Annotated in this window: 13 protein-coding genes and 3 pseudogenes; 9 read left to right on the top strand and 7 right to left on the bottom strand. The window is 63.8% G+C overall.

Annotated elements, in window-relative coordinates:
- Positions 1-83 precede the first annotated feature (83 nt).
- Positions 84-1,336: pseudogene (gene clpX / locus ACZ1G0_RS05710) on the bottom strand (ATP-dependent Clp protease ATP-binding subunit ClpX).
- A gap of 153 nt (positions 1,337-1,489) precedes the next feature.
- A complete protein-coding gene (locus ACZ1G0_RS05705) occupies positions 1,490-2,113 on the bottom strand; it encodes an ATP-dependent Clp protease proteolytic subunit (RefSeq protein ID WP_472736063.1) in 624 nt (207 codons plus the stop codon).
- A gap of 202 nt (positions 2,114-2,315) precedes the next feature.
- Here ACZ1G0_RS05705 and ACZ1G0_RS05700 point away from each other — a divergent pair, with 202 nt between their 5' ends.
- The 9 genes and pseudogenes from ACZ1G0_RS05700 (at position 2,316) to ACZ1G0_RS05660 (ending at position 9,805) form a co-directional block, all read left to right on the top strand.
- Positions 2,316-3,137, top strand: a complete 822-nt coding sequence (locus tag ACZ1G0_RS05700; protein WP_472736062.1) for an ArsR/SmtB family transcription factor — start codon at positions 2,316-2,318, stop codon at positions 3,135-3,137.
- Positions 3,138-3,145: 8 nt separating this feature from the next.
- Positions 3,146-4,387 carry an FAD-binding domain-containing protein gene (locus ACZ1G0_RS05695; RefSeq protein ID WP_472736061.1) on the top strand — a complete coding sequence of 414 codons (1,242 nt, stop codon included), beginning with the start codon at positions 3,146-3,148 and terminating at the stop codon, positions 4,385-4,387.
- 126 nt (positions 4,388-4,513) lie between these two features.
- Positions 4,514-5,440 (top strand): SPOR domain-containing protein, encoded by a 927-nt coding sequence (locus ACZ1G0_RS05690; protein WP_472736060.1) that lies wholly within the window; start codon positions 4,514-4,516, stop codon positions 5,438-5,440.
- Between the two features lie 12 nt (positions 5,441-5,452).
- Entirely contained in the window at positions 5,453-6,607 is a 1,155-nt protein-coding gene (locus tag ACZ1G0_RS05685; protein WP_472736059.1) for a D-alanyl-D-alanine carboxypeptidase family protein, read from the top strand.
- Between the two features lie 7 nt (positions 6,608-6,614).
- Entirely contained in the window at positions 6,615-7,229 is a 615-nt protein-coding gene (tmk, locus tag ACZ1G0_RS05680; RefSeq protein ID WP_472736058.1) for a dTMP kinase, read from the top strand.
- A 102-nt stretch (positions 7,230-7,331) separates the two neighbouring features.
- The gene (locus tag ACZ1G0_RS05675; protein WP_472736057.1) at positions 7,332-8,456 is read left to right on the top strand and encodes a DNA polymerase III subunit delta'; all 1,125 of its coding nucleotides are present in this window, start codon (positions 7,332-7,334) and stop codon (positions 8,454-8,456) included.
- A 6-nt stretch (positions 8,457-8,462) separates the two neighbouring features.
- Positions 8,463-9,262 (top strand): annotated as a pseudogene (locus ACZ1G0_RS05670) (TatD family hydrolase).
- 108 nt (positions 9,263-9,370) lie between these two features.
- Positions 9,371-9,550, top strand: a complete 180-nt coding sequence (locus ACZ1G0_RS05665; protein WP_472736056.1) for a hypothetical protein — start codon at positions 9,371-9,373, stop codon at positions 9,548-9,550.
- Between the two features lie 78 nt (positions 9,551-9,628).
- Positions 9,629-9,805, top strand: a complete 177-nt coding sequence (locus ACZ1G0_RS05660) for a hypothetical protein (protein WP_472736055.1) — start codon at positions 9,629-9,631, stop codon at positions 9,803-9,805.
- A gap of 26 nt (positions 9,806-9,831) precedes the next feature.
- On the opposite strand, the gene ACZ1G0_RS05655 is transcribed toward ACZ1G0_RS05660, so the two are convergent.
- From ACZ1G0_RS05655 to ACZ1G0_RS05635, 5 genes and pseudogenes are all read right to left on the bottom strand, one after another.
- Complete coding sequence (locus tag ACZ1G0_RS05655; RefSeq protein ID WP_472736054.1) at positions 9,832-10,440, bottom strand: SCO family protein; 609 nt, start codon at positions 10,438-10,440, stop codon at positions 9,832-9,834.
- Between the two features lie 2 nt (positions 10,441-10,442).
- Complete coding sequence (locus ACZ1G0_RS05650) at positions 10,443-11,018, bottom strand: copper chaperone PCu(A)C (RefSeq protein WP_472736053.1); 576 nt, start codon at positions 11,016-11,018, stop codon at positions 10,443-10,445.
- Positions 11,019-11,196: 178 nt separating this feature from the next.
- A pseudogene (locus ACZ1G0_RS05645) lies at positions 11,197-12,644 on the bottom strand (TRAP transporter large permease).
- A 3-nt stretch (positions 12,645-12,647) separates the two neighbouring features.
- A complete protein-coding gene (locus ACZ1G0_RS05640) occupies positions 12,648-13,466 on the bottom strand; it encodes a TRAP transporter small permease subunit (protein ID WP_472736052.1) in 819 nt (272 codons plus the stop codon).
- A gap of 128 nt (positions 13,467-13,594) precedes the next feature.
- Positions 13,595-14,641 (bottom strand): TRAP transporter substrate-binding protein, encoded by a 1,047-nt coding sequence (locus ACZ1G0_RS05635; RefSeq protein WP_472736051.1) that lies wholly within the window; start codon positions 14,639-14,641, stop codon positions 13,595-13,597.
- Positions 14,642-14,831: the final 190 nt, after the last annotated feature.

The raw sequence follows: 14,831 nt of genomic DNA, 5'->3' as shown, positions 1-14,831 counted from the left end.
CGTGGCGCGGAACATGGCAAGTCTTTGGGCCAGATACAAAAAAGGGCACCCGAAGGTGCCCCTTTGTCAGATGGGAACAAACCTTACGCAGGCTCTTCCTTCTTTTTGTCTGCGTGGATCATCAGGGGGCGGCGTCGCGGCGCACAGCCTCTTCGTTGACGACGACCTCTTCGACGCTGTCCATGCCGGGCAGATCAAACATGGTATCCAGCAGAATGTCTTCCATGATCGACCGCAGGCCCCGGGCACCGGTTTTGCGCTCGATGGCGCGTTTGGCAATCGCGGTCAGCGCCTCGTCAGTGAAGGTCAGGGTGACGTCCTCCAACTCGAACAGGCGTTGGTACTGTTTGACCAGCGCGTTCTTGGGGGCGGTCAGGATGGTGACCAGCGCGTCTTCGTCGAGATCCTCCAGCGTGGCGATCACGGGCAAGCGGCCCACGAATTCCGGGATCAGGCCGAATTTCAACAGATCCTCGGGTTCGAGGTCCTTGAAGTACTCGCCGACGGATTTCCCCTCGGGGTCGCGGACATCGGCACCGAACCCCATGGCAGAGCCTTTGCCCCGTTGCGCGATGATCTTGTCCAGACCCGCGAAGGCCCCGCCGCAGATGAACAGGATGTTCGTGGTGTCCACTTGTAGGAATTCCTGCTGAGGATGCTTGCGGCCCCCTTGGGGCGGCACGCTGGCCACGGTGCCTTCCATGATTTTCAGCAGCGCCTGCTGCACCCCCTCGCCCGAGACGTCCCGGGTGATCGAAGGGTTGTCGGACTTGCGCGTGATCTTGTCCACCTCGTCGATATAGACGATGCCGCGCTGCGCACGTTCCACGTTGTATTCAGAGGCTTGCAGCAGTTTGAGGATAATGTTCTCGACATCTTCGCCCACATAACCGGCCTCCGTGAGCGTCGTCGCATCGGCCATGGTAAAGGGCACATCCAGAATACGCGCCAGCGTCTGGGCCAACAACGTCTTGCCGCAGCCCGTGGGGCCGATCAGCATGATGTTGGATTTTGCCAGTTCGATATCGGTCTTGGAGGCGTGGTTGAGACGTTTGTAGTGGTTGTGAACCGCCACGGACAGAACCCGTTTCGCCGTTGCCTGCCCGATCACATAGTCATCCAGCACCTGACAGATGTCCAAGGGCGTCGGCACCCCATCGGTGGCCTTCAGCCCGGCTGATTTGGTTTCCTCGCGGATGATATCCATGCACAATTCAACACATTCGTCGCAGATGAACACGGTCGGACCCGCGATCAGCTTGCGCACCTCGTGCTGACTTTTGCCGCAAAAACTGCAGTACAGGGTGTTTTTGCTATCACCGGAATTGTTCGCCATCGTGTCACCTCTTGACCCATCCGCGCGCCCGGACGGTCGTTGGACCGCCACAAAGTCGCAGCGGAACGTCTGTTTCGGACAGCTTAGGCCAGCGGGCCACCATCCACAATCGGAAAACCAAGCCGCGCGCCGGGCGCGGCTTGGCAAGCCGGTTTAGCTTTCAACCGCACCACGGCTTTCGACGATTTCGTCGATGTGGCCCCAATCCTTCGCCTCTTCGGGGGTCAGCCATGTGTCGCGGTCCAGCGCCTTTTGCACCGTTTCGTAGTCTTGGCCGGAATGCTTGACGTAAAGCTGATACAGCCGCTCCCGCGTCCGCTCGATATGGCGGGCAGAGATCAGGATATCGGTCGCCATGCCCCGTGCCCCGCCCGAAGGCTGATGCACCATCAGTTCCGCATTTGGCAGGGCAAAGCGCATGCCCTTTTCGCCGCCAATCGCAATGGCCGAACCCATCGAGGCCGCCATGCCACATACCAGCGTCGACACCTTGGGGCGGATGTACTGCATCGTGTCATAGATCGACATGCCCGCCGTCACCTCACCACCCGGAGAGTTGATGTACATGCTGATTTCCTTCGACGGGTTCTCCGCCTCCAGATGCAGCAACTGGGCCACGACAAGGTGGCTCATGCCGCTGTGGATCGGGCCGTTGATGAAAATGATGCGCTCTTTCAGCAGGCGGCTGAAGATATCATAGGCACGCTCGCCCCGGCTGGTCTGTTCGACCACCATCGGCACAAGGTTGTTGGTGAAATGATCAATAGGGTCTTGCATGTCGTCGGCCTCTGCTCGGGGCGCGGGGTGCGCCCTTGTATCCTTGAATCTTAGGTCTGTGTGCGGGGGGCTGCAAGGGCACCGGGCAAACATTCGACTCTGCCATGCCACCGAAAGATTAACCCATCGTGACCGCGCAGAGATTTGCCGGTCCGCGCCGCGAGTGTTGACGGCGCGGAATCGGCAGGCGTATAGGTTAGCCATGACTTACGAAGCCGCGCTGGTCGCCATTGCCGACCCCACCCGCCGCATGATCCTGGACCGCCTGCGCCCGGGGCCTTTGGCCGTGGGCGATCTGGCCAAGGACCTGCCCGTGTCCCGGCCCGCCGTGTCGCAGCATCTGAAAACCATGCTGGCCGCCGGGCTGGTGACGGTGGAACGCAAGGGCACGCGCAACCTGTATTCCCTGGCGCCCACCGGGTTGGACACCCTGCGCGACTGGCTGGACGATCTATGGCAGGACGCGATGCAAAGCTTCGCCCGCGAAGCAGAGGTCGCCGCCGCCGAGACCCCGGACCTGTTGCCCCCCGTGACCAAGGTGGTTCACGTCACCTTACCCCCAGAACGCGCGTTCCACCACTTCACCCACGACATGGCGCTGTGGTGGCCGGTCTCGACCCATTCGCTGTCGGGGGCGGACGGAGCCCTGCCCATGTCCGTGGTGCTGGACCCGCGCAAGGACGGACAGATCGTGGAAACCCGTATGGACGGGCGGGCGGAGGTCTGGGCGACCATCACCGCATGGGACGAGGGCAAGGCGATCGCGTTCGACTGGCACGTGGGCCTGACCCGGGACGCAGCAACCAAACTGTCGGTCCGCTTTGACAGCACGGGACGCGGAGCCAAGGTCACGCTGATCCATGATGGCTGGGCCACCATGGGCGCGGAGGCAGAGGCGACCCGGGATCAATACGACGAAGGCTGGGACGCGGTGTTCGTGGACCGCTTCGCTGCCTCGGCCGAGTCTGCCATGGACAATTTCTCTAGCGGGCCGATGCCCTTTTTCTCGCGCCTGTTTGACTAAGGGGCCGCTTGACGAGGGGGCGCGCCCCCTACCTCGCGGGTCATGGCAGACCTGTTCCCCCCACCCGCACCGCCGCCCTTGAACGCCTGTCCGCGTTCGTCCCCAAAGCCGCGCGCGACTACGCGTCCTTGCGCAACTACGACCTGCCCGGCCACCCCCACGTCAGCCAGCTGTCGCCCTATATCCGCCACCGGGTCGTGACCGAGGCCGAGGTGGCGCAGGCCGTGCTGGGCCGGTTTTCGCCCGGATCCGCCGAGAAATTCCTGCAAGAGGTCTGCTGGCGCACCTATTGGAAATGCTGGCTCGACCGCCGCCCATCCGTCTGGCTGGACTATCAGAACGGGGTCCGGTCCGCGCAGAACCGCCTTGCGACCGAAGGCGGGATGCGCGCCGATTGGGAGGCCGCGTGCAATGGCGAGACCGGCATCGACGGCTTTGACCACTGGGCGCGGGAGTTGGTCGAGACGGGCTATCTGCACAACCATGCGCGGATGTGGTTCGCCTCGATCTGGGTGTTCACCCTGCGCCTGCCGTGGGAGTTGGGAGCGGATTTCTTCCTGCGCCATTTGTTGGATGGGGACCCCGCGTCCAACACGCTGGGCTGGCGGTGGGTGGCTGGCCTGCAGACCCGGGGCAAGACCTATGCCGCCCGCGCCTCCAACATCGCGAAATACACCGAAGGGCGTTTCAACCCCCTCCATCAGTTGGCCAATTCCGACCAGGTCGCACCGCTGGACGGGCCACCCAACCCACCCGCAGGCGCCATCCCCGAGGATCAGGCGTGGGACCGATCCTTACGCACGGGGCTGCTTATGACCGAAGACGACCTGTCACCGGGCTATCTGTTCGCACGCGGGTTGCAGCCTGTGTCGGGCGCTGTTTTGACCGCCAGCGCCGGACGCTCGCCACTGGCGGTGGCACCCCAGGTCCGACAGTTCACCCATGATCTGGCCACCGATGCCCTGACCCGCTGGGCCGGGCGCGTGGGGGACACGGGGCCTGTGACGGATGATATCGACGTCTTGGCCGACTGGGCGCGGGGGTTTGAGCAGATCGTTGTGCCCTACACCCCCACTGGCCCCGCCCATGACGCCCTGATCCGTCTGCGCGCGGTCCTCGACATCCCCGTGATCGCGCCGATCCGAGCCTGGGACAGCGCCGCCCTGCCCCACGCCACCGCAGGCTTTTTCAAGTTCAAGGCCAAGATCCCGCAGCTGCTTGAAACGGTGGCCGAGGACACCGCCGCCTGAGGCTGGCAAAAAGGCGCGCGCGGCGGGCGGGCGGCCTTCCCATGGGGGGCTGGTCCCGCTAAGGTCGGGCAAACGTGTGACGGGGGCACAGACCGCCGCGCACCCTCGGGCAAAAAGGTGCAGACCATGGGCAGCAATCCTTACACGCGAACCGCTTTGGCCTTCGGGGCCGTTCTGGCCCTGTCGGCCTGTGATCCGGCGGACCTGCTGGGCAATTTGGGCAACGGCGCAGAACCGGAAACGCCAGCGGCATCAGACACCGTGCGCCTGATCGAACGGGACGTCGAGGCGCCCGATGTTTATCAGACCACGGACCCGGCGCTGTGGGATGGTCGCCCCTCCCTGGGCGGGGTCTGGGTGGCGGCCCCCGGTGTGCGCGACCCCGAGCGGGTGATCATCCGCAACCCCGACAATGGCAAGTTCGTGATCGGCGCGCTGTTCCGCAAGGAACGCGAGACCGTGGGCCCGCCCTTGCAGCTGTCCTCTGACGCGGCGGCCGCCCTTGGCATCCTTGCGGGGCAACCCACCAGCATCAACGTCACAGCCCTGCGCCGTGAAGAGGTGCCGGATCCCGCCGCCGCCCCCAGCGTGGCCGTGGGCACCGCCCCCGATGCCGCGGGCGGCGAGGCGGCACCGGCGGCCCAAGTCGCCACGTCCGAGCTGGACGATCCAACCCCGCCCGCCAGCGATCCGCTGGCCGCAGCCGCCGCAGCCATCGACCGCGCCGAGGGCACGCCGTCCCCCAGCAGACCTGCCGCCCGCCCCGCAGCGCGGCCGGACCGCGCGGCCAGCCCGGTGCCCGTCGCCACCTCCAGCAGCTTGGCGCGGCCTTTCGTGCAGGTCGGCATCTTCTCGGTCGAAGCCAACGCTCGCAACACCGCGACCGCCCTGCGCGGGGCCGGCATCGTGCCCACGGTTCTGGCGCAGGAAAGCCGGGGCAAGAAGTTCTGGCGCGTGATTGTCGGCCCCGCCCAAACCAGCGGCGAGCAGGCGCAAGTCCTGCGCACCATCAAGCGTCTGGGCTTCGCCGACGCCTACGCCGTGACCAACTGATAGGACGCCCCTATGATCCGTCTGCTTGCCACCCTCCTTGTCCTTGCCACAGCGCCCCTGCATGCGCAGGTGTTTCAGACCGAGGCCACCAGTGCGGTCGTCATTGATCACAATACCGGTCAGGTCCTGTTGTCCAAGAACGCGGATATCCCCCTGCCGCCTGCCTCCATGTCCAAGCTGATGACCTTGAACATGACCTTCGAGGCCCTGCGCGACGGGCGTCTGACCATGGACACGGTCCTGCCCGTCAGCCCCCATGCGGCCAGCTACGGCGGCTCCACCATGTTTCTGGACCCGCGCGACCGCGTCCGGGTCGAGGATTTGATCCGCGGGATTATCGTCGTGTCGGGCAATGACGCCTGCGTGGTGTTGGCCGAGGCCCTGTCCCCCGACGGCACCGAGGATGGGTTCGCCCGCATGATGACCGCCCGGGCGCAGGAATTGGGCATGACCAACTCCAACTTCATGAACGCCAGCGGCTGGCCCGCCCCGGGCCACGTGATGAGCATGAAGGACCTTGCCTTTCTGGCCGAACGCCTGATCACGGATTTCCCCGAATACTACCCCTATTTCGCAGAGCGGGTCTTTGAATTCGACGGGCGCGCGCCCGCCAACACCCGCAACCGCAATCCTCTGCTGCGCCTGAACATCGGGGCGGACGGCCTGAAAACCGGCCACACCCAAGAGGCGGGCTATGGCCTTGTGGGATCCGCCGTCCAAGGGGATCGCCGCGTGACCTTCGTGATCTCGGGCCTGCCCAGTGATGCCGCCCGTGCCCGCGAAAGCGAGCGGATCGTCAACTGGGCGTTTCGCCAATTCGTGACCGAAACCGTTCTGGACGCCGGGGCCGAGGTGACGCGGGCCGAGGTGTTCATGGGGGCCGCGCCCGATGTGGGTCTTGCGGTGGCCGAGGATGTCACCATGCTGCTGCCCGCCTTGGGCGGCGCTGGAGCAGTGCAGGCCAGCATCCGGTTCAACGGCCCGCTGCAGGCGCCCCTGACAGCGGGCACCGAAGTGGGCGATATCACCCTGACAGTCGCGGACATGACACCGGTCACCGCCCCCTTGGTCGTGGCCCAGGATGTGGCCAAGGGCGGGGTGATCCGGCGCATCCAGACCGCAGGCAGCGCGGTTCTGGGCACCGTCCTGTCCCAAGTGGCCGAGTAGCCACCCGATGTTCATCACCTTCGAGGGGATCGACGGGTCCGGCAAATCCACCCAAGCGCGCCTGCTGGCAGACCGCCTGCGCGCCCAGGGCCGCGATGTCGTCCTGACACGAGAGCCGGGGGGCGCACCGGGGGCCGAGGATATCCGCCGCCTGCTCGTGGAAGGCGACCCGGACCGCTGGTCTGCGGAAACCGAGATCCTGCTGTTCACCGCCGCGCGCCGGGACCATCTGGAACGCACCATCCAGCCCGCGCTGGATCGGGGCGCAATCGTGGTCAGCGATCGCTTTGCCGACAGCACCCGAGTCTATCAGGGGGCCACGCGCGGCGACCTGCGGTCCATGGTGGATGACCTGCATGCCCGTATGATCGGGGTGGAGCCGGACCGCACCTTTGTGATCGAGCTGGACCCGGAACAGGCCCTAACGCGCGGACTGGCCCGGGGCAGCGGCGAGGATCGGTTCGAGGATTTTGGCCTGCCGTTTCAACAGGCGTTGCACACAGGTTTCAAGGCGCTGGCCCGGGACTTTCCGAACCGCGTGACCCGGATCAACGGCCAAGGCACCGCCGAGGATGTGGCAGGGCGTGTCTGGACCGCCATCGCACCGCGTTTGCCCGCATGACGGGGCGGCCAAGGGGTTTGCGCTGCGCCTGCGCGCATCGCCGGGGGGCGGCGTCGGGCATACGCCCGCTGCCGCCCGTCACTGCACCAAGGGGCTTTGGCCATGAAAGACGACGTCGACATCCCGGAACCGGACCGATCCGGCACTGCCCCGCATCCGCGCCACACCCTGACCCTCTACGGCCAGCAAGAGGCTGAGGCCGCCTTCATCGACGCGTTTTCCAGCGATCGCCTGCACCACGGCTGGCTGCTGTCTGGTCCCAAGGGCATCGGCAAGGCGACCTTCGCGTGGCGCGCGGCGCGGTTCCTGCTGTCGCAGCCCTTGGATACCGGCGATGGGCTGTTCGGGGCACCGCCCCCGCCCGTGACCTTGGACACGGACCCCGACCACCCCGTGGCCCGCCGTACGGCCGCCCTGTCCGAACCCGGCCTTTTCCTGCTGCGCCGGCCTTGGGACGAAAAAACCAAACGCCTGCGCGCCGAGATCACGGTGGACGCGGTGCGCAAGCTGCATGGCTTCTTCTCCATGTCCGCTGTGGACGGGGGGCGCCGGGCGGTCATCGTGGATGCGGCGGACGAGATGAACACCGCCGCTGCCAACGCCCTGCTGAAGGTGCTGGAGGAACCGCCCGAACGCACCACCCTGTTCCTGATCGCGCACCAGCCTGCGCGCCTGTTGCCCACGATCCGGTCCCGGTGCCGGGCCCTGCGCCTGAACACGCTGTCCCCCCACGACCTGAGCGCGGCCATCACCCAGGCCACGGGCGACCCGACCCCGGTGCCCGAGGGGATCGCGGCGCTGGCGGGCGGATCGGCGGGCGCGGCCCTGCGGTTGGTGGATCAGGGCGGCGCGGAGAGCTACGCGGCGCTTGTGTCCCTGTGGTCCTCTGGCCCCATGGACCGGTCCCGCGCGCTGGCCCTTGCGGACAGCTGCGCGGGGGCTGCCAAGGCGGATCACTACGCCCTTGTGCTGGAGTTGATCAACACTTTCCTCGCCCGCCTTGCCCGCGCGGGCCTGATGGGTCCCCCTACGCCCGAGGCCGCACCGGGCGAGGCTCAGGTGCTAACGCGCCTGTCCCCCCATGACCGCGCGGCCCGGGGCTGGGCCGCGCTGCAATCGGACCTGTCGGCGCGGGCGGCCCACGGGCGGGCAGTGAACCTTGACCCCGGGACGCTGGTGCTGGATATCCTGCACAGCATTGACAAGGAGGCCCGGGCGCAGGGCTAGACACCTATGACCGAGCCTTTGATCACCGACAGCCACTGCCACATCGACTTTCCCGATTTTGACGGCGAACACGGGGATCTGATCGCCCGCGCGCGACAGGCCGGGGTGCACCGGATGGTCACGATCTGCACCCGCCTGCGCAACGCCGATACCGTGCGCGGATTGGCCGAGGCGCATGGGCCCGTGTTCTGGGCCGCGGGCACCCACCCCATGTCCGCCGCGGATGAACCGCTGGCGACGGTCGAGGAGTTGGTCGCGCTGGCCCAACACCCCAAGATGGTCGGGATCGGCGAGACCGGGCTGGACTACCACTACACCGCCGACAGCAAGGCCGTTCAGCAAGACAGCCTGCGCATCCACATCGAGGCCGCACGCCAGACCCGCCTGCCCCTGATCATCCACGCCCGGGATGCCGACGCCGATATGGCTCGCATCTTGACCGAAGAACACCGCGCAGCCGCCTACACCTGCGTCATGCATTGTTTCAGCAGCGGACCAGAACTGGCCCAAGCGGCGCTGGATCTGGGGTTCTACATGTCCATGTCCGGCATCGCCGCCTTTCCCAAAAGCCAGGCCGTGCGGGACATTTTTGCCAGCGCGCCCGTGGACCGGATCCTTGTGGAAACCGACAGCCCCTACCTTGCCCCGCCCCCTATCGCGGCAAGCGGAACGAGCCGGGCTATGTCGCACACACCGCCCGCAAGGGGGCGGAGGTGTTCGGGATGGACTATGCGGATTTTGCCGCCCAGACCGAGGCGAACTTCGAACGTTTGTTCTGGAAGGCGACAATGCCCGCCACCACCTGAAGATTGCCCCGCGTCCCGAAACGGTTGCGCCGCAATCTCGCCCTACCCCAGCCCTGTTCTGCCATGATCGTGACACGTGTTATTCAGTGTCAGAGTAGGATGTGCACAATGAACAGTTTTATCGCCGAAACCTCCGGCGCGGTCACCGTGGAATGGGTGCTGTTGACTGCGGGGGTCGTATCATTGTGCCTTGCCGTGATGGCGGTCATCGCAAATGGAGCGCAGGACCAGTCCGAGGATATGACCAAGGCCATGGCCGAAGAGGCAATGAAGGCCGGGCAATTCTAGGCGTCCAGCGCCGTTAACCTTGCCCTAATGTTGCCATGATGGGGTGCTAGCTTGAGTGCGTTCAGAAAGGACGTCACCATGGCCAAAGCATTCTTCACTCAGACATCAGGCGCGGTACGCGTGGATTGGGTCGTGTTGTGCGCGGGGCTTTGCGGCGTTGTGATCGCCGTCTTGACCTTTGCGCCCGTGGGCCAGATGGACCTGAGCGACGACAAGAGGTTGCCCGTGTCCGAATTCCAGTTCACCGGACGGTAAAAGGGCCCCGTATGGGGCCCTCAATGCTAGCTGTTGATCGCCGCCATGATCTTGGCCTTGGCGGTTTCGGGGTTTTCGCCGTAGCTGATCTTTTCGAACAAATTCCCGTCCCGGTCCAACACGTAGATCGAGGCGAAGTGGTCCAGCGTGTAGTCGCCGTCCCCAAGGGGACGCTTGGACCAATAGACCCGCCAGGACCGCGCCATGTCCCAGACCGCCTCCGGCTCTCCGGTGATGCCGATCACGCGGTCGGACTGGGGCTTGAGATAGTCGGACAGGAATTCCGGCGTGTCCCGTTCCGGGTCCACGGTGACGAAATAGGCCGCCACCTCGTCCGCTGCGGGCCCCAGATCCTCGAACCATGTTTCCATGTCGAACACGGTCGTGGGGCAGACGTCGGGACAATGGGTGAAGCCGAAGAACAGCAGGCTGGGCTGTCCTTCAAAGGCGGCTTCGGTGATCGGATCGCCGTTGTAATCGGTCAACTCGAACGGAGCGCCGAACTCCACCGAAGCCACAAGCGTGCTGCCGCCCCCCTGCTGCCCGTCATAGAGGACGCGCAACAACAGGCCCGCCGAAATGGCCAGCACCCCGACCGAGATCGCAAGAAGGACTGTCAGAACCTTGGGTGTCATGGCTAATGCCCTTGGCCAGAATGATCGTCGCCATGCCCACCATGCCCGCCATGGGCCATGCCGCCGGTCAGCTTGCGCACCGTTGCAAGGTCCATCACCGCGAAGTCCAGCGTCGCCGTCCCGGCGTTTTCAAAGGTCAGGGTGATGTCATGGTGCGCGCCATCGGCCATGGGTTCGTTCAGGCCCATGATCATGATGTGCAGACCACCGGGGGCCAGTTGCACGGTTTCGCCGGCGGGGATGGCAATGCCGCCCTCGACCTCGAACATGCGCATGACGTCGCCGTCCATTTCCATCGTGTGCAGCTCGACCTTGCTGGCCACATCCCCCGCGATAGAGGCGGCAACAAGGGTGTCATCCGCATCGCCCGTGTTGGTGATCTTGACATAGCCGCCCGCCGCAGGGGCATTGGGGGGCGTGGCGCGGATCATTGGCATTTCGATCATCAGATCGCCCAGCATCGCGCTGTCCATTTCAAAGCTGTGGCCATCGGCGCCATGGCTGTGCTGCATCTCCGCAAAGGCGGGGGCGGTAACGCAGGCCAGCACGGCCAGCGCATAAGACGTGGATTTCAACATTGGGTCGTTCCCTTATGTAGCAGCGCCCGTGTCCAAGGGGCGCAGATCCCCGGTCGCGCGATGGTGGTAGGCACCACGCCCGGATGCGCAACAGATACGTGCGCCGCCCCCCAGAACAAGCCCCAAAGCAAAAAAGCCGCACCCGGGGGCGCGGCTTTTCCGTCGAATTTTAATCAGGTCAGTTCCCGTAAGCCACCGAGGGCAGCCAAGTCGTCAGACCGGGGAAGTAGAACACGATGGCCAACCCGGTGATCTGCAGCAGCACAAAGGGGATAACGCCTTTGTAGATGTGCGACAGGGACACGCCGGGGGGCACACGCCCTTCAGGTAGAACAGCGCGAAGCCCACCGGCGGCGTCAAGAATGACGTTTGTAACGTCACCGCCACAAGGATCGCGAACCATACCACCTGCGGATCGGCCACTTGACCGTAGCTTGGCACCGCCAGCTCCAGGCCCATGATGATGGGCAGCATCAGCGGCATGATGATGATGGTGATCTCGATCCAGTCCAGCAGGAAGCCCAGCAGGAACACAAGGAACAGGATGAACATCACGATCAGGTAGGGGTTCTCGAACACACCCAGGATGTGATGTTCGATGATCTCGTCCCCGCCGTAGCGGCGCAGCACATAGGCAAAGAAGTTCGCCGCCAGAAAGATACCGACGATGTAACCGGCGGTGTTCATGGTGGAGCGCGAGACCTCTTTGAGGACCTTGAAGTTCAGCTTGCCGTTGAACCACGCCAGCAGGGTCGCGCCAAAGGCGCCCAGGCCAGACGCCTCGGTCGGGGTGGCGATGCCGCCAAAGATGGACCCCAGAACCAGCAGGATCAGGAACATCGGCGGAACAACCGCCTTACAGACGTCGATCACCACGTCCATGCCAACCTCGTCCGTCTTTTCGGGCGCAGGCATGGAGTTGGGGGACAGGATGCCGAAGATCACGATGAAGGCGATATAAAGCCCTCCCAGGATCAGCCCGGGGAACAGGGCCCCCATGAACAGGTCACCTAATGAGATCGCCAACTGATCCGACATGATCACAAGCATGATGGACGGCGGGATCAGAATACCCAAGGTCCCCGCGCTGGCAATCGTGCCCGTTGCAATGGGTTTGGAGTAGTTCTGTTTCATCATCGCAGGCAGGGCCATGACGCCCAGCAGCGTGACGGATGCCCCGATCACACCGGTCGAGGCTGCAAGGATGATCCCGATCAGCAGAACCGTCAGGGACAGACCGCCGCGCAGACCGCCGAACAGTTTTTGCATAGAATGCATCATCCGCTGTGCCACGCCGGATTGATCCAGCATCAGTCCCATGAAGATGAACATCGGCAGGGCCACAAGGACGGGGTTCTTGACCACCGACCCGAACAGACGGCCCGCAAGGGCGCCCAGTTTTTGATACTCCAGCCCGACGCGGTCGAACTCGATCACCTCCTGCAGCTCGCGCCGGAAGGGGTCCAGCGCGATGTCGGACACCAGCACGAACACCAGCGACACACCCACAAGGGCCATCGCCACCGGGATGCCCCGGAACAGCATGAAGATGAACATGATGAACATCAGCAGAACCATGACCTCATTCAGGGTCATGACGTGCCCAATCGCTTCTAACAGAAACATGGATCAGGCCTCCTTTTTGTCGAGAAGGCGCAGAGCGCCGATGATAAGCACGCCAGCGATCAGCGCATATAGAACAGCCGGGGCCGTCTCGAAGTGTTCGTACATCCACTCGAACTCGTCAAAGGCGTCCAGACGCGTGACGGACCGGATGTTGTCGTGATCCCCCGTGACGTAGAAAAACCCGATCATCGCCCAGTAAATCGCGATGTTCAGAACGAAGACGAACGACGGGAAGGCATACAACAGCTTTTTCCACATCACCGGTTCGATCAGCGTGGCAAGGCGGCGTTTGTAGGCCGACCACGTGGCGTAGGCGATCACGAGGAACGAAAGGTTCATGAAGACCTTTAGGATCCAAAGGTTGTGCAACCCGTTCGGGCTGTCCGATCCCTCGTCCGCCACCACCGACGAAATCGCATATTGGGTGGTGATGTCCCACGACATGATCACAAAGGGCAGGAACAACCATGCCAGCGCAAAGCAGTCGATCTTGGCCTGCTTTTCCTTGGAGTATTCGTCGTAAAAAATGTCCACGCGCACGTGGCTGTCGGTGGTGACCGCATAGGCGATGCCGATCAACACGGCCATGCCGTAGATCCACCATTGCAGGTCGTCCATCCAGGCTTGGTTGCCGGGACCAAATCCGGCCCGGCCCGAGGTGCGCAGGATCACCTGGGCGCAGATGATCACCATCAGGGCAGGATACAGCCAGGAAAAGAAATTCGCGATCTGGACGACGATACGGTCGCCCTTGTTGTGCTCGGCCCGACCCACTTCTCCGGGGTCGGAGATGGCCACGGCCACCGGCTCTGTGCTGTCCATCGGGGTCTCCATGTATTGCGGGTATGTCGATCAGAAAAGCCGGGCGGATGCGGATCGCACCGCCCGGCTTTGGTCTTGGTCCTAGAACCCGGGGTCCGTCCGGGTGCTACGTGACAGTGTCGCCGGGTTTACCGGGGGCGGGGCAGATAGATGGTGTTGCCCCAGGATTTGTAGCCCTCGCGGTACTCTTGCAGGTCTGCCCAGACTTCGGCGAAGTATGCGTCCTCTGCGGCCAGTTCCAGCGCCACTTCGTTCCATGTGGCTTCGAAGGTGTCCAGGATCTCGGGCGACCACTGCTTGATCGTCACACCGTTGTTTTCCACGTTGTCGACCATGGCGGCAAAGTTCGTGGCTTCGCCCTCGGCCAAGTTGGTGGTGATGTTGGCTTGGCAGGCCACTTCGATCTGCTTCTGGCTGCGCTCGTCCAGATCGTCCCAACGGTCCTGGTTGATCAGCAGTTCGAACATGGTTGCGGGCTGGTGCCAGCCGGGGAAGTAGTTGAACTTCGCAATGTTGTGGAAGCCAAGACGCGCGTCGATGCGGGGCATGGAGAATTCGGTCGCATCAATCGCACCACGCTCCAGCGCGGGGAAGATGTCGCCAGCGGCCAGCAGCGATGTGGATACGCCCAGACGCTGCATCACTTCGGCACCCAGACCGAAGAAGCGCATGTTCAGACCCTGCAGGTCCTCGACAGAGTTGATTTCGTTCTTGAACCAACCGGATGTCTCTGGCGCGATGATGCCACAGGGCAAGACGTGCACGTTGTAGCCAGCTTCGTCATACATGCGCTGATACAGTTCCAGACCATCGTCGTAGAACATCCAGCCCAGGAATTCGCCCGCTTCGGGGCCGAAAGGCACAGCGGCGAACAGCGAGGCTGCCGTGATCTTGCCCTGCCAGTAACCGGCGGTGGCATAAGACGCATCCACGGAACCCGCAGACACAGCGTCCAGCGCTTCGAGTGTTGGGACCAGCTCGCCCGGATCGAAGTGTTCGAATTCCACGCCTTCGGAGATGCCGTTGATCTTTTCGACAAAGTCGATGGCGGCAGTACCGAGGATCGGCAGGTTCTTACCGAACGACGAGGTCATCTCAATCGTTTCCTGGGCCTGGACGGCCCCGGTGGTTGCGATGGCAGCGACGCTGGCCAGTGCGAGTGATTTCAGTTTCATGTATTTACTCCTCCCATGGAGTTCTAGTGGTCAACTTTGTTTACCTGTGTGGATTGATTGTGCCCAGAGAGACTTCGGCGTTTACCCTGCGGCATTGCGTACCGAGCATGCTGCAGTGCAGCAATTGTGCGCACATCCCCTCCCCTTTGGACGTAACTTGCCTGCTGGCAGTCGTGTCAGGCAACATTAT

It is taken from the genome of Thalassobacter sp. HA4-2, assembly GCF_055693705.1.
The sequence above is the reverse complement of the archived record's forward strand: the minus strand, read 5'-3'. Positions and strand labels throughout refer to the sequence as shown.

Coding starts and splice junctions, on each gene's coding strand:
- ACZ1G0_RS05705 (WP_472736063.1), bottom strand. CDS start 2,113: ATGCAAGACCCTATTGATCATTTCACCAACAACCTTGTGCCGATGGTG.
- ACZ1G0_RS05700 (WP_472736062.1), top strand. CDS start 2,316: ATGACTTACGAAGCCGCGCTGGTCGCCATTGCCGACCCCACCCGCCGC.
- ACZ1G0_RS05690 (WP_472736060.1), top strand. CDS start 4,514: ATGGGCAGCAATCCTTACACGCGAACCGCTTTGGCCTTCGGGGCCGTT.
- ACZ1G0_RS05685 (WP_472736059.1), top strand. CDS start 5,453: ATGATCCGTCTGCTTGCCACCCTCCTTGTCCTTGCCACAGCGCCCCTG.
- tmk (WP_472736058.1), top strand. CDS start 6,615: ATGTTCATCACCTTCGAGGGGATCGACGGGTCCGGCAAATCCACCCAA.
- ACZ1G0_RS05675 (WP_472736057.1), top strand. CDS start 7,332: ATGAAAGACGACGTCGACATCCCGGAACCGGACCGATCCGGCACTGCC.
- ACZ1G0_RS05665 (WP_472736056.1), top strand. CDS start 9,371: ATGAACAGTTTTATCGCCGAAACCTCCGGCGCGGTCACCGTGGAATGG.
- ACZ1G0_RS05660 (WP_472736055.1), top strand. CDS start 9,629: ATGGCCAAAGCATTCTTCACTCAGACATCAGGCGCGGTACGCGTGGAT.
- ACZ1G0_RS05655 (WP_472736054.1), bottom strand. CDS start 10,440: ATGACACCCAAGGTTCTGACAGTCCTTCTTGCGATCTCGGTCGGGGTG.
- ACZ1G0_RS05650 (WP_472736053.1), bottom strand. CDS start 11,018: ATGTTGAAATCCACGTCTTATGCGCTGGCCGTGCTGGCCTGCGTTACC.
- ACZ1G0_RS05640 (WP_472736052.1), bottom strand. CDS start 13,466: ATGGACAGCACAGAGCCGGTGGCCGTGGCCATCTCCGACCCCGGAGAA.
- ACZ1G0_RS05635 (WP_472736051.1), bottom strand. CDS start 14,641: ATGAAACTGAAATCACTCGCACTGGCCAGCGTCGCTGCCATCGCAACC.